The following is an 18,554-nucleotide window of genomic DNA, read 5'->3' as shown; positions in this document are numbered from 1 at the left end:
TCATCAGGCCGGATTAGGGATATCAATAAACGTCACATCCAGATCGGTATTTTCCGTCAGCCACTCGCTGAGGGCGCGGATGCCGCCACGCTCGGTGGCGTGATGGCCCGCCGCGTAAAAATGCAGGCCTTGTTCACGGGCTGAGTGAATGGTCTGCTCGGAGACTTCGCCGGTAATGAAGGCGTCGACACCAAAACGCGCCGCGCTGTCAATAAAGCCCTGGCCGCCGCCGGTGCACCATGCCACGCGCTTCACGGTATCCGGCCCGGTGTCGCCGCACCACAGCGGACGACGCCCCAGGCGCGCTTCGATCCACGAAGCCAGCTCCAGACCCGGAACCGGCATCGACAGTTCGCCCCACGGCACCAGAGGTTCAATTTCACCCATCACGGTAATCCCCAGCAGCTGCGCAAGCTGAACGTTATTTCCCAGTTCAGGATGCGCATCGAGCGGCAGGTGATAGCCGTACAGGTTGATGTCATTCGCCAGCAGCGTTTTGAGTCGGTTGCGCTTCATGCCGCGAATAATCGGTGATTCGTTTTTCCAGAAATAACCGTGGTGGACAATCACCGCATCGGCTTCCTGACGCACCGCCTCATCCAGCAGCGCCTGGCTTGCCGTTACGCCGGTGATGATTTTTTGCACCGCCTCGCGCCCCTCCACCTGCAAGCCATTCGGGCCGTAGTCGCTAAACGAAGCCGTGTTGAGTTTTTCGTTAATCAGGCGTTCCAGTTCACTGTTTTTCATCATCATTCTCTCAAACTTTTCGGGCGGCTTCGTACGCCGCCAGCGTGGCGACGCGCGCCTGTTTATGGTCGACAATGGGACGGGGATAGTTCAGGGTAACACGCTGTTTATCCGCCCATACCCAGGGTTCATGAATGGCTTTGGCCGGGACATCCTTAAGCTCCGGCAGCCAGCGACGGATAAACTCGCCGTCGGCGTCAAATCGTTGTCCCTGCGTGGTCGGATTGAAGATCCGAAAATAGGGAGCCGCATCCGTTCCGGTGGAGGCCGCCCACTGCCAGCCGCCGTTATTCGCCGCCAGATCGCCATCGATCAGCTGAGAGATAAAATAACGCTCTCCGGTTCGCCAGTCGATAAGCAGATCCTTCACCAGGAAGCTGGCGGTAATCATACGCAGACGGTTATGCATCCACCCGGTTTCATTGAGCTGCCGCATAGCCGCATCAACAATCGGGAAGCCGGTGAGCCCACGCTGCCATGCTTTAAGCAGCTTCTCATTCGACTGCCACTGTACCTGTTCGGTCCAACGAATAAAGGGCCGATGTTTACACAAATCAGGATGATACGTCATCAGATGGCGATAAAACTCACGCCAGATCAGTTCGTTCAGCCACACTGCGCCCGCCCCCCCGTCTAAGGCCTGAGGCTGTTCCGCCAGCAGGCGATGTAAACACTGGCGCGGAGAGAGCGCGCCCAGCGCTAAACAGGCCGACAAGCGGCTGGTGCCTTCAGTCGCTGGAAAATCCCGACGCGCCTCGTACTCCGCCGCCCCCTGCGTGCAGAACTGACGCAACCGGGCAATAGCTGCTTTCTCACTGGCGGGGAATACCGTTTCATCGAACGACTGCTGGGGATAATTCAGCCTGATCGCCGGCAGATCCGTTATCGTTTCCCCTCTCACGGTCGGGGCGGTAACGCACTCAGGTAGTCCCTCTTTCAGGCGTTTGATAAAGGCATTTTTAAACGGCGTGAAAACTTTATACATTTCGTGGCTACCGGTCATTACGCTGCCCGGGGCGAGCATCACGCTGTCATCAAAGCCTTCACAGACCACGCCCGCAAGGGTTTTCTCCAGCTGACGATCCCGCTGTTGCTCGTTGAATTCATACTGATAGTTGTAATAAAGATGCGTTACTGCGTGCTGCTGGCAGATTGCCTGCACCGTCTGGCGCTGCGCGGCAAAATCATGGGCCTCTTTATAGATCAGCGGAATGCCTTTTTCAGCCAGTGAATGTTGCAGGTCATTCAGATACGCGCTGAGTAGTGCCGCTTGCCGGGGCGCCATGTCATGCTGCCGCCACTGTTCAGGCGTGGCGATAAACAGGGCCAGCACATTCGCGTCTTTAGCGCGGCAGGCCGCCGCGAGAGCGAAGTTGTCGTGAATGCGTAAATCCGCGCGAAACCAAACCAGATGGGTGGGCATAAAACTCCTGGCAATTGTCCATTATGTCCGTAAGGGCATGCCGTAAAAGGAAAAAGGCATGCATTGAACTACTTTGCCATGAAGTGTAGACGGGATGAAATAAAAAAGGCCGCCCGAGGCGGCCTTAACGCTACTTGTCCTGCGCTATCAGGGTAAAGGCAATAAACACATCCGGTTTATCACTCTTTACAACGAGTGCGCTGGCGACAATGAACGCGATGCATAAATAGCGTTTCACTATGCGGTCCCTGCTGCTAACCGCTCCACCTATCACCACCGGTGATAAATCGGTGGACACAAGCCCGGGTAGGTGGGCTGCTTTACGGCTATGGATACACCTTTCCCAGGACCGATGCCCATTTGCGAGATGGCGGAAAGGGACGTGGCATCATAATTAGCACCAACGCCAAAAGTAAGTTATTTCAGTAAAATTAGGAATTTATAAAGGTGAAGTGGATTGTGAACTTTTTAAAGAAGGGTATGATAAAAATCCCGGGTAGGGGCTGCAAGATTACCCAAAGGACCGCGAATCCCGAGGGACAAAAAAACCGCCACATTGCTGTAGGCGGTTTTTTTATGGCTACGATGTCACACCGTATCAGTAGAAATCGCAGGTCGCTTTCTCGGCCTGATCCATCCACACCGGCTTCTCGCTGGTTTTCGCCCAGACGCGGTGCAGGTAACTGTAGAAACGTGCGCGATCTTTCCAGAACAGCATCACCGGCAGGGCCAACACGCCAGCCACTACGGCGAAAGTGCGACGCATGAAAATGATATGAGCCGGAAACTCTTTATAAAGATCCATAATTTTCTCCCCTGTAGTTGGCCGGAAACCGTCTCCGGAAAATGTGAAATCTGTGACCTGGTTAAAATAATACCGCTTTGTTTGTAATTTTACTACTCATCCGACCACTTATTTTCATTCATTTCGTGAATATTTACATTCCCGCCTGTAATTAAGTTACAAAAAAGTTAACGATTTACTTACCAATAGTTAAATTGTGGTCTTTCCCTTTTTATACTTTTTTTACACCTGCCCTTCTGATTTTTGCGAAATCTTTGCGCCATAAATCCTACCGTTTGTACAACAACAAAAGTCACCCGGAGGTGGATTGTGAGTGCAGGTCTGATTGCCGGCATCGTGCTGGTGTTCCTGTTATTGGGTTATCTGATTTATGCCCTGATTTATGCGGAGGCATTCTGATGGCTGCTCAGGCGTTTTTGCTTATTGCCAGCTTTTTACTGGTGCTGTTTGTGCTCGCCAGGCCGCTGGGAACAGCGCTGGCGCGTCTGATAAACAACGTGCCATTGCCGGGCACGCGAAATATTGAAAACGTGCTCTGGCGCATTTCAGGTATCAGCGATCGGGAAATGAACTGGCGCCAGTACCTGATGGCGATACTGCTTCTGAATATCCTGGGGCTTATTGCCCTCTTTACGCTGCTGATGCTCCAGGGCAGTCTGCCGTTGAACCCGCAGCAGTTACCGGGTTTATCCTGGCATCTGGCGCTGAACACGGCGGTCAGCTTTGTCACCAACACCAACTGGCAGTCTTACGCTGGTGAAACCACGCTCAGCTACTTCAGCCAGATGGCCGGGTTAACCGTGCAAAACTTTCTTTCTGCGGCCAGCGGTATCGCGGTGATCTTCGCCCTGACGCGCGCGTTTGCCCGTCAGAATGTCAGCACCCTCGGCAACGCCTGGGTTGATGTCACGCGCATCACCCTTTGGATCCTGGTGCCTGTTGCGCTGATTATTGCCCTGTTCTTTATTCAGCAAGGCACTCTGCAAAACCTTCTGCCTTATACCCCTTACACCTCGCTTGAAGGGGCCAGGGAACTCCTTCCAATGGGGCCGGTGGCGTCGCAGGAAGCGATCAAGATGCTGGGCACCAACGGCGGCGGCTTCTTCAACGCCAACTCATCGCATCCGTTTGAAAACCCAACGGCATTAACCAATTTTGTACAGATGCTGGCGATCTTCCTGATCCCCGCCGCGCTCTGCTTCGCCTTTGGCGATGTGGTTAACGATCGCCGCCAGGGACGTACGCTGCTGTGGGCGATGTCGTTGATCTTCGTGGTCTGTGTAGCACTGGTGATGTGGGCCGAATGGAACGGCAACAGCCACTTCATGCAGCTGGGGGCTAACAGCAATATCAACCTGGAAGGCAAAGAGAGCCGCTTCGGCATTCTTGCCAGCAGCCTCTATGCGGTGGTCACCACGGCGGCCTCCTGCGGGGCAGTGAACGCCATGCACGACTCTTTTACCGCGCTCGGCGGCATGATCCCGATGTGGCTGATGCAGATTGGCGAGGTAGTTTTCGGTGGGGTCGGTTCGGGGCTGTACGGCATGCTGTTGTTCGTTCTGCTCGCCGTGTTTATCGCCGGGCTAATGATCGGTCGCACGCCGGAGTATCTCGGCAAAAAAATCGACGTCCGCGAAATGAAATTAACCGCGCTGGCAATTCTGGTCACCCCCACCCTTGTGCTGCTCGGTACCGCGCTGGCGCTGATGACCGACGCCGGGCGCAACGGCATCTTTAACCCGGGCATTCACGGCTTTAGCGAAGTGCTTTACGCCGTTTCGTCTGCCGCCAACAACAACGGCAGCGCCTTTGCAGGATTAAGCGCCAACTCGCCGTTCTGGAACTGTTTGCTGGCGTTCTGCATGTTCATCGGACGTTTCGGCGTGATTATTCCCGTCATGGCGATCGCTGGAACACTGGTGAATAAGAAGATCCAGCCGACCACCACCGGTACGTTACCGACTCACGGCGCGCTGTTCGTCGGCCTGCTGATTGGCACCGTTTTGCTGGTGGGTGCCCTGACCTTTATCCCCGCCCTCGCGTTAGGCCCGGTTGCGGAATATCTCTCTTTACGCTGATTTTGCGGAGAATTTGTCATGAGTCGTAAACAACTGGCCCTGCTCGAACCGACGTTAGTTCGTCAGGCCCTCATGGATGCGGTAAAAAAACTGAGCCCGCGCGTGCAGTGGCACAACCCGGTGATGTTTATTGTCTGGACTGGAAGTTTACTCACTACCGCACTGGCGATTGCCATGGGAACGGGACACCTTTCAGGGAATGCAACCTTTACCGCCGCCATCAGCCTGTGGCTGTGGTTTACCGTGCTGTTCGCCAACTTCGCCGAAGCGTTAGCGGAAGGCCGCAGTAAGGCACAGGCCAACAGCCTGAAAGGGGTAAAAAAGACCGCCTTTGCGCGCAAATTACGCGAACCTAAATACGGCGCGCAGATGGACCACGTTCCGGCGGGTGAACTGCGCAAAGGTGACGTGGTGCTGGTGGAAGCTGGCGACATCATCCCCTGCGACGGTGAGGTGATTGAGGGCGGCGCGTCGGTAGACGAAAGCGCCATTACCGGGGAATCCGCACCGGTGATCCGTGAGTCGGGCGGAGATTTCGCCTCAGTTACCGGCGGAACGCGCATTCTTTCCGACTGGCTGGTGATCCAGTGCAGCGTTAACCCGGGCGAAACCTTTCTCGACCGGATGATCGCCATGGTGGAAGGCGCACAGCGTCGTAAAACGCCGAACGAGATCGCCCTGACCATTCTGCTGGTGGCGCTCACCATTGTTTTCCTGCTGGCAACGGCGACCCTGTGGCCTTTCTCCGCCTACGGCGGTACAGCGGTTAGCATCACCGTACTGATCGCCCTGCTCGTCTGTCTGATCCCCACCACTATCGGCGGCCTGCTTTCCGCGATTGGCGTGGCGGGGATGAGCCGGATGCTGGGCGCGAACGTCATCGCCACCAGCGGACGCGCCGTTGAAGCGGCGGGTGACGTAGACGTGCTGCTGCTGGATAAAACCGGGACCATCACCCTGGGCAATCGTCAGGCCTCTGACTTTCTACCTGCTCCCGGCGTGGATGAAAAAACGCTGGCTGACGCGGCGCAGCTTTCCTCGCTGGCCGATGAAACGCCGGAAGGCCGCAGTATCGTGATCCTCGCCAAGCAGCGCTTTAACCTGCGCCAGCGCGACGTTCAGAGCCTGCACGCCACGTTCGTGCCCTTTACGGCGCAAACCCGAATGAGCGGAATTAACATTCAGGACCGGATGATCCGTAAAGGGTCCGTTGATGCCATTCGCCGTCATATTGAAGCCAATAATGGACACTTCCCCCCGGAAGTCGACAACCTGGTGGAAAGCGTGGCGCGTCAGGGAGCAACCCCGCTGGTGGTGGCGGAAGGTGCAAGCGTTCTGGGGGTTATCGCCCTGAAGGATATCGTTAAAGGCGGTATTAAAGAGCGTTTCGCCCAGATGCGTAAGATGGGCATTAAAACAGTGATGATCACCGGGGATAACCGTCTGACTGCGGCGGCCATTGCCGCCGAAGCGGGCGTGGATGATTTCCTTTCCGAAGCGACGCCGGAAGCGAAGCTGGCACTCATTCGCCAGTATCAGGCGGAAGGCCGTCTGGTGGCGATGACCGGCGACGGCACCAACGACGCCCCGGCGCTGGCGCAGGCCGACGTGGCGGTGGCGATGAACTCCGGTACCCAGGCGGCAAAAGAGGCGGGCAACATGGTGGATCTCGACTCGAACCCGACCAAGCTGATCGAAGTGGTACATATCGGGAAGCAGATGCTGATGACGCGCGGCTCGCTGACCACGTTCAGTATCGCCAACGACGTGGCGAAGTATTTCGCCATCATTCCGGCGGCTTTTGCGGCAACCTACCCGCAGTTGAATGCCCTGAACGTGATGCACCTGCACTCTCCGGCCTCGGCCATTTTGAGCGCGGTGATCTTCAACGCGCTGATTATTGTCTTTCTTATTCCGCTGGCGCTGAAAGGGGTGAGCTATAAGCCGCTGACGGCCGCCGCCATGCTGCGCCGTAACCTGTGGATTTACGGTCTGGGTGGGCTGGTGGTGCCCTTTATTGGGATCAAGGTTATCGACATGCTGTTAACGCTGTTCGGGCTGGTTTAAAAGGTGGATCCAATGACGATGTTACGTCCCGCTATACTGTTGTTTATTCTGCTGTCTCTGATTACCGGCGGGCTTTACCCGCTGATGACTACCGCGCTGGGCCAGTGGTGGTTTAAAGATCAGGCCAACGGCTCGCTGATTATCCAGAACGGTGAAAACCGCGGCTCGCGTCTGATTGGGCAGAACTTTACGGACCCGCGCTACTTCCAGGGACGCCCTTCCGCCACTGCGGAAAGCCCGTATAATCCAATGGCCTCCGGCGGCAGCAATCTGGCTGGCAGTAATCCTGACCTGGACAAAGCCGTTGCTGAACGCGTTGCCGCCCTGCGCGCCGCGAATCCGCAGGCCAGCCGTGAGGTGCCGGTTGAGCTGATCACCGCTTCCGCGAGCGGGCTGGATTACAGCCTGACGCCGGATGCGGTGGTGTGGCAGATCCCACGCGTGGCAGCCGCCCGTCAGCTGACCGTCGAGCAGGTGAGCCAGCTGGTCGCAGAACATACGCAAAAGCCGCTGGTCAGCTTCATCGGCATGCCGGTAGTGAACATTGTTGAGCTGAATCTGGCGCTGGACGCGCTAAGGAAGAACTAAATGACCGACGAGCCCATGCGCCCGGATCCGGACAGGCTGCTTGAACAGACGGCTGAAGCCCACCGCGGCAAGCTGAAAATTTTCTTCGGCGCCTGCGCGGGCGTCGGGAAAACCTTCGCCATGCTGACGGAAGCCCAGCGGCTTCGGGCGCAGGGGCTTGATATTCTCATCGGCGTGGTGGAAACCCACGGTCGCAAAGAGACGGCTGCGCTGCTGAAGGGGCTGGCGACGCAGCCGCCCCAGCGTATCAGCCATCGCGGGCGGCTGGTCACGGAGTTTGATCTTGATGCCGCCCTCGCCCGCCGCCCTGCCCTGATCCTGATGGACGAACTGGCGCACAGCAATGCGCCAGGCTCCCGCCATCCGAAGCGCTGGCAGGATGTTGAGGAGCTGCTTGAGGCAGGCATTAACGTCTTCACCACGGTGAATGTTCAGCATCTGGAAAGCCTGAACGACGTAGTGAGCGGCGTAACCGGTATCCAGGTGCGGGAAACCGTCCCCGATCCGTTTTTTGATTCTGCCGATGAAGTCGTACTGGTTGACCTGCCGCCGGACGATCTACGCCAGCGCCTGCACGAAGGCAAAGTGTATATTGCCGGCCAGGCCGAACGCGCCATCGAACATTTTTTCCGCAAAGGAAACCTGATTGCCCTGCGCGAGCTGGCCCTGCGCCGCACCGCCGATCGCGTTGATGACCAGATGCGCGCCTGGCGAGACCTACAGGGACAAGAGCGCGTCTGGCACACGCGGGACGCCATTCTGTTATGCATTGGTCACGGCAGCGGCAACGAAAAACTGGTTCGCACCGCCGCCCGGCTGGCAGCGAAATTTGGCAGCGTCTGGCACGCGGTCTACGTCGAAACGCCGCAGCTGCATGGCCTGCCAGAAAATCAGCGTCGCGCCATTTTGAGCGCGCTGCGGCTGGCGCAGGAGCTGGGTGCCGAAACCGCCACCCTTTCCGAACCGCAGGAAGATAAAGCCATTCTGCGCTACGCGCGCGAGCACAACCTGGGCAAGATTGTCATTGGACGTCGACAGCATCGCCGCTGGTTTAGCCGCGAATCTTTTGCCGACAGGCTGGCCCGCCGCGCGCCGGATCTTGATTTAGTCATCGTCGCGCTGGATGACAAGCCCGCCCCTCTGCCCAACCGTACGCCGGATGCTCGCACCTTTGGCGATAAATGGCGCATTCAGATCCGGGGTTGCCTGGTGGCCGTGGTCCTTTGCGCCCTGATTACGGTGATTGCCAGCCAGTGGCTCATCGCCTTCGACGCCGCCAATCTGGTCATGATTTATCTGCTCGGCGTCGTTGTGGTCGCGCTCTTTTATGGCCGCTGGCCGTCGGTGCTGGCAACGGTGATCAACGTCATCAGCTTCGACCTTTTTTTTATCGCTCCGCGCGGGACGCTTGCTGTCTCGGACGTGCAGTACATTCTGACCTTTGCCGTGATGCTTACCGTCGGGCTGGTGATCGGGAATCTGACGGCAGGCGTACGCTACCAGGCACGCATTGCCCGCTATCGCGAGCAGCGCACGCGCCATCTGTATGAAATGTCAAAATCGCTGGCGGTTGGCCGCACGCAGCGGGATATCGTGCAGACCAGCGAGCAGTTTATCCGTTCGACCTTTCATGCCAGTAACCTGATTTTGCTCCCCGACGAACAGGGGCGCCTTCGCCCGCTGACCTCCCCTTCGGGGATGACGCCCTGGGATGAAGCGATTGCCCGCTGGAGTTTCGATAAGGGGTTACCTGCCGGCGCCGGCACCGACACGCTGCCCGGCGTGCCTTACCAGATCCTGCCGCTGCGCAGCGCGGATAAGAATCACGGGCTGGTCATCGTCGAGCCGTCTAACCTGCGTCAGCTGATGATCCCAGAGCAGCAGCGCCTGCTGGAAACCTTCACCCTGCTGGTCGCCAGCGCCCTTGAACGGCTGGCGCTCACCGCCAGCGAAGAGCAGGCGCGGCTGGCAAGCGAGCGCGAAAGTATTCGCAATTCGCTGCTGGCAGCGCTGTCTCACGATTTGCGCACCCCGCTTACCGTGCTGTTTGGCCAGTCCGAAATTCTGACGCTGGATCTGGCAGCGGAAGGATCAAAGCACGCGATGCAGGCCAGCGAAATTCGCCAGCACGTGCTGAATACCACGCGCCTGGTGAACAACCTGCTGGATATGGCGCGCATTCAGTCCGGCGGGTTTAACCTCAAAAAAGAGTGGCTCACCCTTGAGGAGGTTGTCGGCAGTGCGCTGAAGATGCTGGAGCCGGGTCTCGGCGGGCGACATATTGAGCTGGACATGCCGGAACCCCTGACGTTAATCCATGTGGATGGCCCGCTGTTTGAGCGCGTGCTGATTAATCTGCTGGAAAACGCGGCTAAATACGCCGGGACAAAGGCCCGGCTGGGGATTGCTGCCAGGGTGGATAAACGTGTGCTGCGGCTCGACGTCTGGGATAACGGGCCGGGTATTCCGGCCGGTCAGGAGCGCGCCATATTCGAAAAATTTGCGCGCGGTAATAAGGAATCCGCCATTCCGGGCGTTGGGCTGGGTCTGGCGATCTGCCAGGCGATTGTCGACGTGCATGGTGGCACCATTTCCGCAGAGAACCGCCCGGAAGGTGGGGCACGCTTTTGTGTTACACTTCCTCTTGAAACCCCACCAGAACTTGATGAATTACCAGAGGATTTGTGATTAACGTTCTGATTGTTGAAGATGAGCTCGCTATCAGCCGATTTCTGCGTACCGCGCTGGAAGGCGACGGCTTGCGCGTGCATGAAGCCGGTACGCTTCAACGGGGGTTAATTGAAGCCGCCACCCGCAAGCCAGATCTGGTGATCCTGGATCTGGGACTTCCGGATGGCGACGGCATCGATTTTATTCGTGAGGTGCGTCAGTGGAGCCAGATGCCCATTCTGGTGCTCTCTGCCCGCACCGAAGAGACGGATAAAATCGCCGCGCTGGATGCCGGAGCGGATGATTATCTGATCAAACCGTTTGGCATTGGCGAGTTACAGGCCCGGCTTCGTGTGGCGCTGCGTCGACACAGTGCCACGTCCCCTTCCGATCCGGTGTACGCCTTTGGCGATATCCGCGTCGATCTTGCCGCCCGCCGCATCGTGCGTGGGGAAGAAGAGATCCACCTTACGCCTATCGAATTTCGTCTGCTGGCCGTGCTGCTCAATAACCACGGAAAAGTGTTAACGCAGCGACAGCTGTTAAGCCAGGTCTGGGGACCGAATGCTGTCGAGCATAGTCACTATTTACGCATTTATATGGGACACCTTCGCCAGAAACTTGAAGCCGATCCCGCGCGTCCTCGTCATTTATTAACAGAAACCGGTATCGGATATCGGTTTATGATCTGAATAAGTATTCACTTTAATTTTAAATAAAAAACATACCAGCCTTAATATAGCCATGAAAATAACGATGAGTTTATTTTCATAGCTATACCCGCCCTCTTTAAACACAATTAAAACATCAATTTAACACCGAACCAACAAAACAGCATTTTGATCTGCGTTATTCACTCAAAACGACTAATTATTTCTGAAATGATCGGTTATTGGTGATCTGTTTCACAGTTAATCCCTTTCTCCTGGATAAAATGACCATGCTTTCAATTACTGAAAGGAAACTGAACATGGAAAACAATAATCGTTTAATGCCCCATATAAGGCGGACAACACATATCATGATGTTTGCCCACCGTAACTGTTTTGACTTTCATCTCTTTAACGCCCGGTAGTCCTTCGACTTCTGGCGCATCTGCTTACAGGTTATCCTGAAAAACGCTATTTTACAGGCTGTTGCCTGTGAACACCTGCGCTCATTCCTTGTGATTCAGATTCTCCGCAACCGGGCGGACTGAATTCTACTCAGCAAAAAAGCAATTAACTGATTTCGTATCAGCGGACACGCTTTGCTTTTTTTTCCGGAAATAATCGATTTCTTTACCGCAAGAAGTCGAGGGCCCCATATTGCCTGAAATAAAGAGATAAAGATGAAAACGTTAAAAATTGCCGTCAGCCGTGCCTGCCCTGAATGCTTTACCACTTCGCGCGACATCGTGGATATCACCGCATCAGATTATATTGATGTGGCAGCCGTGGTTCTGGCCGTCAGCGATATTTTCAATGGCGCCATAGAAGAAATAGAAGCCACGGGATTCGGCATCCCGGTGTTTATTGCCACGCATAAAGAAGAAAGGGTTCCGGCTGAATTTCTGTCGCGTATTCACGGCGTTTTTGAGTACTCCGACACCAGCAATGCGTACTACGGACGCCAGCTTGAAGCGGCTGCGCAGAAGTACGAAACCCAGCTCCGCCCGCCGTTCTTCCGCGCGCTGGTCGATTACGTCCAGCAGGGGAACAGCGCGTTTGACTGCCCCGGACATCAGGGAGGCCAGTTCTTCCGCCGCCATCCGGCCGGAAACCAGTTTGTCGATTTCTTTGGCGAAACGCTTTTCCGCGCCGATCTGTGCAATGCCGACGTGGCAATGGGCGATCTGCTGATCCACGAAGGCGCGCCATGCATCGCCCAGCAGCATGCGGCAAAAGTCTTTAATGCGGATAAAACCTACTTCGTGCTGAACGGCACCTCCTCTTCCAACAAGGTGGTGCTCAATGCCCTGCTCACGCCAGGCGATCTGGTGCTGTTCGATCGCAATAACCATAAATCTAATCACCACGGGGCGCTGTTACAGGCGGGCGCGACGCCGGTGTATCTGGAAACGGCGCGCAACCCGTACGGATTTATCGGCGGTATCGACGCACACTGTTTCGACGAGAGCTACCTGCGGGAGCTGGTGTCAGAGGTCGCGCCTGGCCGTGCGCGGGATGAACGTCCGTTCCGTCTGGCGGTGATCCAGCTGGGCACCTACGACGGTACCATTTATAACGCCCGTCAGGTGGTGGATAAGATTGGTCACCTGTGCGATTACATTCTGTTTGACTCCGCCTGGGTGGGTTACGAGCAGTTTATCCCGATGATGGCCGACTGCTCGCCGCTGCTGCTGGAGCTGAACGAAAACGATCCGGGCATTCTGGTGACCCAGTCGGTGCATAAGCAGCAGGCGGGCTTCTCGCAAACCTCGCAAATCCATAAGAAGGACAGCCACATAAAAGGCCAGCCGCGCTATGTCCCGCATAAACGCCTCAACAACGCCTTTATGATGCACGCCTCCACCAGCCCGTTTTATCCGCTGTTTGCCGCCCTGGATATCAACGCCCGCATGCACGAGGGGCAAAGTGGGCGCAACATGTGGATGGACTGCGTGGTGACGGGTATTGAAGCGCGGAAACTGATCCTTCAGAACTGTCAGTTTATTCGTCCGTTCGTGCCGGAGACGGTGGATGGCCGTCCATGGGAAAGCTGGGATACGGCAGAGATTGCTACCGATCTGCGCTTCTTCCATTTCGTTCCGGGCGAACGCTGGCACGCCTTTGAGGGATATGCCGAGCATCAGTATTTTATCGATCCCTGCAAACTGCTGCTGACTACGCCGGGCATCAACGCCCGCACCGGTGAGTACGATGATTTCGGCGTGCCCGCGACCATCCTCGCCAACTTCCTGCGTGAAAACGGCATCGTGCCGGAAAAATGCGACCTCAATTCCATTCTGTTCCTGCTCACCCCGGCGGAGGACATGGGCAAATTGCAGCAGCTCGTCGCCCAGCTGGTGCGCTTCGAAAAACTGCTCCAGAGCGATGTGCCGCTGAAAGAGGTTCTGCCCTCTCTTTATAAGCAACATCCGGAACGTTATGCGGATTATACCCTGCGTCAGATTTGTCAGGAGATGCATGACCTCTACGCCCGCCATAACGTGAAGCAACTGCAAAAAGAGATGTTCCGCAAGTCTCACTTCCCACGCGTCATGATGAACCCGCAGGAGGCGAACTATACCTATCTGCGCGGTGAGGTCGAGCTGGTGTCCCTGCGCGACGCGGAAGGACGTATCGCCGCGGAAGGCGCGCTGCCTTACCCACCGGGGGTGTTGTGCGTGGTGCCGGGAGAAGTCTGGGGCGGTTCCGTGCTGCGCTATTTCGCCGCGCTGGAAGACGGGATCAATCTGCTGCCGGGTTTTGCGCCGGAGTTACAGGGGGTTTACGTCGAGGAGTGTGACGGTCGCAAACAGGTGCGCTGCTACGTCATCAAACAACCTGCCGCTCAGCCATCGCTGCTGAAAGGAGAAAAATTATGAGTAAGGCCAACAAGATGGGCGTGGTGCAACTCACTATTCTCACCATGGTGAATATGATGGGTTCGGGGATCATCATGCTCCCCACCAAGCTCGCTGAAGTGGGGACGATTTCGATTATCTCCTGGCTTGTTACCGCCGTGGGTTCGATGGCGCTGGCGTGGGCGTTTGCCAAGTGCGGTATGTTCAGCCGCAAGTCCGGCGGCATGGGCGGCTATGCCGAATATGCGTTTGGTAAGTCCGGTAACTTTATGGCGAACTATACCTATGGCGTGTCGCTGCTGATCGCCAATGTGGCGATTGCCATTTCCGCTGTCGGTTACGGCACAGAGCTGTTTGGCGCGACGCTGACCCCGGTGCAAATTGGGCTGGCGACCATCGGCGTGCTCTGGATCTGCACCGTCGCTAACTTTGGCGGCGCGCGCATCACCGGACAGCTCAGCAGCATCACCGTCTGGGGCGTCATCATCCCGGTTGTCGGCCTGTGCATCATCGGCTGGTTCTGGTTCAGCCCGACGCTGTACGCCAATTCCTGGAATCCGCATCACGTACCGTTCTTCACCGCCGTGGGATCGTCCATCGCCATGACGCTGTGGGCCTTCCTCGGGCTGGAGTCGGCCTGTGCGAATGCGGAAGTGGTGGAAAACCCGGAGAAAAATGTGCCGATCGCGGTACTCGGCGGGACGCTGGGGGCGGCGGTGATCTATATCGTCTCGACCAACGTGATTGCAGGAATTGTGCCCAACATGGATCTGGCTAACTCCACGGCGCCGTTCGGACTGGCGTTTGCGCAGATGTTTACGCCGGAGGTAGGGAAAGTGATCATGGGACTGATGGTGATGTCCTGCTGCGGCTCGCTGCTGGGCTGGCAGTTCACCATCGCCCAGGTATTCAAATCTTCCGCTGACGAAGGTTATTTCCCGAAAATCTTCTCCCGCGTCACCAAAGCGGATGCACCGGTGCAGGGCATGCTGGCGATTGTCATCTTCCAGAGCGGATTGTCGCTGATGACCATTAGCCCGTCGCTGAACAGCCAGTTTAACGTGCTGGTCAACCTGGCGGTGGTGACGAACATCATTCCGTACATTCTGTCGATGGCGGCGCTGGTGATTATTCAGAAGGTGGCGAAGGTGGATCCGCGCAAAGCCCGGGCGGCCAATATCGTGGCGCTGATTGGGGCGATTTACAGCTTCTATGCGCTCTACTCGTCCGGTCAGGAGGCGATGCTGTATGGGGCGATGGTGACATTCATGGGCTGGACGCTGTACGGTCTGGTCTCACCACGGTTTGAACTGAAGAATAAACATAGTTAAAAAAGAAGCCCGGTGGCGCTGGCGCTTACCGGGCCTACGAGGTCAATGCAAAACGGCAACCCTGAGGTTGCCGTTTTTTATGTTTTCTCCCTCTCCCAGTGGGAGAGGGCCGGGGTGAGGGCATCAGCCCGCACCAGATCACGACTTACGCGTTTTTCAGCACTTCGCTGACAATCTCTACCGCTTCTTTCTCAATCTGCTGACGGTGCTCAGCGCCGAGGAAACTTTCGCAATAGATTTTGTACGCATCTTCCGTACCGGATGGACGCGCGGCGAACCAGCCGTTTTCGGTCATCACTTTCAGGCCGCCGATGGATGCGCCGTTACCCGGCGCCGCCGTCAGACGCGCGGTGATCGGGTCACCTGCCAGGGTACTGGCACTGACCATCTCCGGAGAGAGTTTTGACAGAGCTGCTTTTTGCGCAGACGTGGCGCTAGCCTGAATACGGTTATAGCTTGGCGCACCAAAACGTTCCGCCAGCTCGTTGTAATGTTCCTGCGGGTTCTTACCGGTGACCGCGGTGATTTCCGCCGCCAGCAGGCACATGATGATGCCGTCTTTATCGGTTGACCATGGGGTGCCGTCGAAGCGCAGGAAGGATGCCCCCGCGCTCTCTTCACCGCCAAAGCCGAAGCTGCCGTCGTGCAGACCATCAACAAACCACTTAAAGCCCACCGGCACTTCCACCAGCTTGCGACCCAGCGCGTCGACCACACGGTCAATCATAGCGGAAGAGACCAGCGTTTTACCCACCGCGACCTCTTTGCCCCACTGCGGACGGTGCTGGAAGAGATAATTGATTGCAACAGCCAGGTAGTGGTTCGGGTTCATCAGCCCTGCCGGGGTGACGATACCGTGGCGGTCGTAGTCCGGGTCGTTGGCAAACGCCAGATCGAACTTGTCGCGCAGCGCCAGCAGGCCAGCCATTGCGCATTCGGAGGAGCAGTCCATACGGATCGCGCCGTCTTTGTCCAGGTGCATAAAGCGGAAGGTCTGATCGACGTGATCGTTCACGATGGTCAGATCCAGCTTGTAGTGCTCGGCAATGCGTTTCCAGTATTCAATACCGGAGCCGCCCAGTGGATCCACGCCCAGCTTCAGACCGGCTTTCTGGATAGCGGCCATATCGACGATATCCGCCAGCCCTTCCACGAACGGCTGCACCAGATCCTGCTCTTTCACGTGGCCGGAGGCCATGGCTTCATCCAGCGAGATGCGTTTCACACCGTTCAGACCGTTAGCCAGTAACGCGTTGGCACGATCTTCCACCACTTTCGTGACGTTGGTATCCGCCGGGCCACCGTTAGGTGGGTTGTACTTGATGCCGCCATCTTCCGGTGGGTTGTGGGACGGGGTGATCACAATGCCGTCAGCCTGCGCGCCACCTTTTTTGTTGTGTACCAGAATAGCGTTAGAAACCGCTGGCGTTGGCGTAAAACCGTTGTTCTCCTGAATAATCACGTCTACGCCGTTCGCCGCCAGCACTTCCAGCACGGAGATAAAAGCAGGTTCAGACAGGGCGTGGGTATCTTTCCCTACATAGCACGGACCGGTGACGCCATTTTTGGCGCGCTCTTCCGCGATGGCCTGAGCAATGGCCAGAATGTGCGGTTCGTTAAAGCTGTGGCGCGCCGCACTACCGCGGTGGCCAGATGTACCAAACTTCACTGCGTGTTCTGCGTTGCCCACCACCGGCTTCAGCACGTAGTACTGCGCGGTCAGTTGAGCGACGTTAATCAAATCGCGTTGTTGTGCAGGTTGTCCTGCACGGCTGTGATTTGCCATTGCCTGGTCCTTCTGATGCAAGGGTTAAATTGTACCGCAAACCTTTTCGATCAATTCCGCCGGGAACTGCATGGACTGCATGATATGTTCGATCATGCTGCACTTACGGCCCGTATTGGTGTTGGTGATCACCCAGTATGGTGTACCGGGAACGTGTTTGGGTTTGGTTTGGTTGCCATTTTGCAGCAGGGTCTGCTCGTCGCCTGCGAAGTAAACGCGCGTGCGACCGTGCAGCGACTCTGTCGCTTCTGCAAATGCGTTGTTATCCAGTGAGTAAAGTGTAGACAGCACCAGCATAAAGCGGTTAACCGCCTTTTTCTGCTCGGCATATTCATCGGACAGCAGCAGCTCGCGCATCGCTCGCACTTTGTCTTTTGCCGGCATGACGGCAGGTTTTACTTGTGCAACAACGCTCGGCTGAGACACGACATCTTTAGTGACAGGAGTGGGCTGTGAGGCGGCGGAAATTTTGAGCATGCGCCGTAAAATGTCGGACGCGCTCTCCCCAATATGCCGCGTCTGGCTGGCAATATACTGATAGAGTTCGTCATCAACTTCGATTGTTTTCATCTTAATCCAGTGCGATATCTTATCTGAATACAAGTCGTTGAGATTATAAGGTCAAATCCCAACAGCGGATAGCGTCAAACCAGGTTGGCGGCAAAAGTCAGATTAAACTGGATCCTTGCCCCCGGGCGGCAGAATGGTCAACATGATACCCTAACCTGACAAACCTAAAAAAAGAACTTTGCCATGAAATTGAATACCCGAGCGCAAACTGCACAATCGCCGAACAATAATTCTCCCATCGTACTGGTTCACGGCCTGTTTGGTAGCCTGGATAATCTGGGTGTGCTGGCGCGCGATTTAGTGACCGATCACGCGATCCTCCAGGTTGATATGCGCAATCACGGTCTTTCTGGGCGCTCGGAGGAGATGACCTACGCAGCCATGGCGCAGGATCTGCGGGACACCCTCGATGCGAATAATATCCAGAAAGCGACGCTTATCGGGCATTCAATGGGCGGCAAAGCGGTGATGGCGCTCACTGCGCTGGCCCCTGAGCGAATTTCCGGGCTGGTGGTCATCGACGTTGCGCCCGTCAATTACGACGTTCGCCGTCACGATGAGATTTTTGCCGCCATCAATGCGGTCACCGAAGCGGGTGTCGCAACCCGCCAGCAGGCGGCTGCCGTTATGCGTGAGCATCTTGATGAGGAAGGCGTAGTTCAGTTCCTGCTGAAATCGTTTGTTGACGGACAATGGCGCTTTAACGTCCCGGTATTGTGGGATCAGTATTCGCATATTGTGGGCTGGGAAACCGTCCCCGCCTGGCCGCACCCTACCCTTTTTATTCGCGGCGGCAACTCCCCTTACGTCACTGACGCGTACCGTGACACGCTGCTGGCGCAATTCCCGCAAGCTCGCGCTCACGTCATTGCCGGTGCCGGGCACTGGGTACACGCGGAAAAACCGGATGCCGTCCTGCGCGCCATTCGCCGCTATCTTACTGATACAGCGAATTGATTAAAAAGCCAGCGACCGGAAGAC

The 18,554-nt window shown here is 56.5% G+C and carries 15 protein-coding genes; 10 read left to right on the top strand and 5 right to left on the bottom strand.

Annotated elements, in window-relative coordinates:
• Positions 1–3: 3 nt before the first annotated feature.
• The 3 genes from O1721_RS10555 to O1721_RS10545 form a co-directional block, all read right to left on the bottom strand.
• Positions 4–747 carry a type 2 GTP cyclohydrolase I gene (locus tag O1721_RS10555; protein ID WP_026094364.1) on the bottom strand — a complete coding sequence of 248 codons (744 nt, stop codon included), beginning with the start codon at positions 745–747 and terminating at the stop codon, positions 4–6.
• Between the two features lie 10 nt (positions 748–757).
• Entirely contained in the window at positions 758–2,170 is a 1,413-nt protein-coding gene (gene phrB / locus O1721_RS10550) for a deoxyribodipyrimidine photo-lyase (protein ID WP_032647724.1), read from the bottom strand.
• Between the two features lie 598 nt (positions 2,171–2,768).
• Positions 2,769–2,975, bottom strand: a complete 207-nt coding sequence (locus tag O1721_RS10545; RefSeq protein ID WP_003858637.1) for a YbfA family protein — start codon at positions 2,973–2,975, stop codon at positions 2,769–2,771.
• A 309-nt stretch (positions 2,976–3,284) separates the two neighbouring features.
• Between O1721_RS10545 and kdpF the strand changes: the two genes are divergently transcribed.
• The 9 genes from kdpF to potE all read left to right on the top strand — a co-directional run bounded on the left by kdpF (position 3,285) and on the right by potE (position 15,217).
• Complete coding sequence (kdpF, locus tag O1721_RS10540) at positions 3,285–3,374, top strand: K(+)-transporting ATPase subunit F (RefSeq protein ID WP_080337305.1); 90 nt, start codon at positions 3,285–3,287, stop codon at positions 3,372–3,374.
• Positions 3,374–5,053: a potassium-transporting ATPase subunit KdpA gene (gene kdpA / locus O1721_RS10535; RefSeq protein WP_023296127.1), complete on the top strand. Its 1,680-nt coding sequence runs from the start codon at positions 3,374–3,376 to the stop codon at positions 5,051–5,053. The genes kdpF and kdpA overlap by 1 nt, the downstream gene beginning before the upstream one ends.
• Before the next feature lie 18 nt (positions 5,054–5,071).
• A complete protein-coding gene (gene kdpB / locus O1721_RS10530) occupies positions 5,072–7,120 on the top strand; it encodes a potassium-transporting ATPase subunit KdpB (protein WP_032647720.1) in 2,049 nt (682 codons plus the stop codon).
• Between the two features lie 12 nt (positions 7,121–7,132).
• The gene (kdpC, locus tag O1721_RS10525) at positions 7,133–7,708 is read left to right on the top strand and encodes a potassium-transporting ATPase subunit KdpC (protein WP_015571119.1); all 576 of its coding nucleotides are present in this window, start codon (positions 7,133–7,135) and stop codon (positions 7,706–7,708) included.
• The gene (gene kdpD, locus O1721_RS10520) at positions 7,709–10,396 is read left to right on the top strand and encodes a two-component system sensor histidine kinase KdpD (RefSeq protein WP_023303300.1); all 2,688 of its coding nucleotides are present in this window, start codon (positions 7,709–7,711) and stop codon (positions 10,394–10,396) included.
• A complete protein-coding gene (gene kdpE / locus O1721_RS10515) occupies positions 10,393–11,070 on the top strand; it encodes a two-component system response regulator KdpE (protein ID WP_003858643.1) in 678 nt (225 codons plus the stop codon). The genes kdpD and kdpE overlap by 4 nt, the downstream gene beginning before the upstream one ends.
• A gap of 278 nt (positions 11,071–11,348) precedes the next feature.
• Positions 11,349–11,453, top strand: a complete 105-nt coding sequence (speFL, locus tag O1721_RS10510) for a leader peptide SpeFL (protein ID WP_003858645.1) — start codon at positions 11,349–11,351, stop codon at positions 11,451–11,453.
• Between the two features lie 255 nt (positions 11,454–11,708).
• On the top strand, positions 11,709–13,907 hold the full coding sequence (gene speF, locus O1721_RS10505) for an ornithine decarboxylase SpeF (protein ID WP_032647717.1): 2,199 nt from the start codon (positions 11,709–11,711) through the stop codon (positions 13,905–13,907).
• On the top strand, positions 13,904–15,217 hold the full coding sequence (gene potE / locus O1721_RS10500) for a putrescine-ornithine antiporter (RefSeq protein WP_003858648.1): 1,314 nt from the start codon (positions 13,904–13,906) through the stop codon (positions 15,215–15,217). The genes speF and potE overlap by 4 nt, the downstream gene beginning before the upstream one ends.
• A gap of 145 nt (positions 15,218–15,362) precedes the next feature.
• Here the strand turns inward: potE and pgm are convergent, their stop codons facing one another.
• Positions 15,363–17,003 carry a phosphoglucomutase (alpha-D-glucose-1,6-bisphosphate-dependent) gene (gene pgm, locus O1721_RS10495; protein WP_032647715.1) on the bottom strand — a complete coding sequence of 547 codons (1,641 nt, stop codon included), beginning with the start codon at positions 17,001–17,003 and terminating at the stop codon, positions 15,363–15,365.
• 24 nt (positions 17,004–17,027) lie between these two features.
• The gene (seqA, locus tag O1721_RS10490) at positions 17,028–17,573 is read right to left on the bottom strand and encodes a replication initiation negative regulator SeqA (protein ID WP_003858650.1); all 546 of its coding nucleotides are present in this window, start codon (positions 17,571–17,573) and stop codon (positions 17,028–17,030) included.
• 183 nt (positions 17,574–17,756) lie between these two features.
• On the opposite strand from seqA, the gene ybfF reads away from it, so the two are divergent.
• On the top strand, positions 17,757–18,530 hold the full coding sequence (gene ybfF / locus O1721_RS10485; RefSeq protein ID WP_023296122.1) for an esterase: 774 nt from the start codon (positions 17,757–17,759) through the stop codon (positions 18,528–18,530).
• Positions 18,531–18,554 lie beyond the last annotated feature (24 nt).

The organism is Enterobacter cloacae complex sp. HYC033_NIDB (assembly GCF_056673335.1).
The sequence above is the reverse complement of the archived record's forward strand: the minus strand, read 5'-3'. Positions and strand labels throughout refer to the sequence as shown.

What these genes read in the sequence shown, in the direction of transcription:
- seqA (WP_003858650.1), bottom strand. Translation starts at nt 17,573, where the DNA reads ATGAAAACAATCGAAGTTGATGACGAACTCTATCAGTATATTGCCAGC.
- phrB (WP_032647724.1), bottom strand. Translation starts at nt 2,170, where the DNA reads ATGCCCACCCATCTGGTTTGGTTTCGCGCGGATTTACGCATTCACGAC.
- O1721_RS10545 (WP_003858637.1), bottom strand. Translation starts at nt 2,975, where the DNA reads ATGGATCTTTATAAAGAGTTTCCGGCTCATATCATTTTCATGCGTCGC.
- ybfF (WP_023296122.1), top strand. Translation starts at nt 17,757, where the DNA reads ATGAAATTGAATACCCGAGCGCAAACTGCACAATCGCCGAACAATAAT.
- O1721_RS10555 (WP_026094364.1), bottom strand. Translation starts at nt 747, where the DNA reads ATGAAAAACAGTGAACTGGAACGCCTGATTAACGAAAAACTCAACACG.
- pgm (WP_032647715.1), bottom strand. Translation starts at nt 17,003, where the DNA reads ATGGCAAATCACAGCCGTGCAGGACAACCTGCACAACAACGCGATTTG.
- kdpC (WP_015571119.1), top strand. Translation starts at nt 7,133, where the DNA reads ATGACGATGTTACGTCCCGCTATACTGTTGTTTATTCTGCTGTCTCTG.
- potE (WP_003858648.1), top strand. Translation starts at nt 13,904, where the DNA reads ATGAGTAAGGCCAACAAGATGGGCGTGGTGCAACTCACTATTCTCACC.
- kdpA (WP_023296127.1), top strand. Translation starts at nt 3,374, where the DNA reads ATGGCTGCTCAGGCGTTTTTGCTTATTGCCAGCTTTTTACTGGTGCTG.
- speF (WP_032647717.1), top strand. Translation starts at nt 11,709, where the DNA reads ATGAAAACGTTAAAAATTGCCGTCAGCCGTGCCTGCCCTGAATGCTTT.
- kdpB (WP_032647720.1), top strand. Translation starts at nt 5,072, where the DNA reads ATGAGTCGTAAACAACTGGCCCTGCTCGAACCGACGTTAGTTCGTCAG.
- speFL (WP_003858645.1), top strand. Translation starts at nt 11,349, where the DNA reads ATGGAAAACAATAATCGTTTAATGCCCCATATAAGGCGGACAACACAT.
- kdpD (WP_023303300.1), top strand. Translation starts at nt 7,709, where the DNA reads ATGACCGACGAGCCCATGCGCCCGGATCCGGACAGGCTGCTTGAACAG.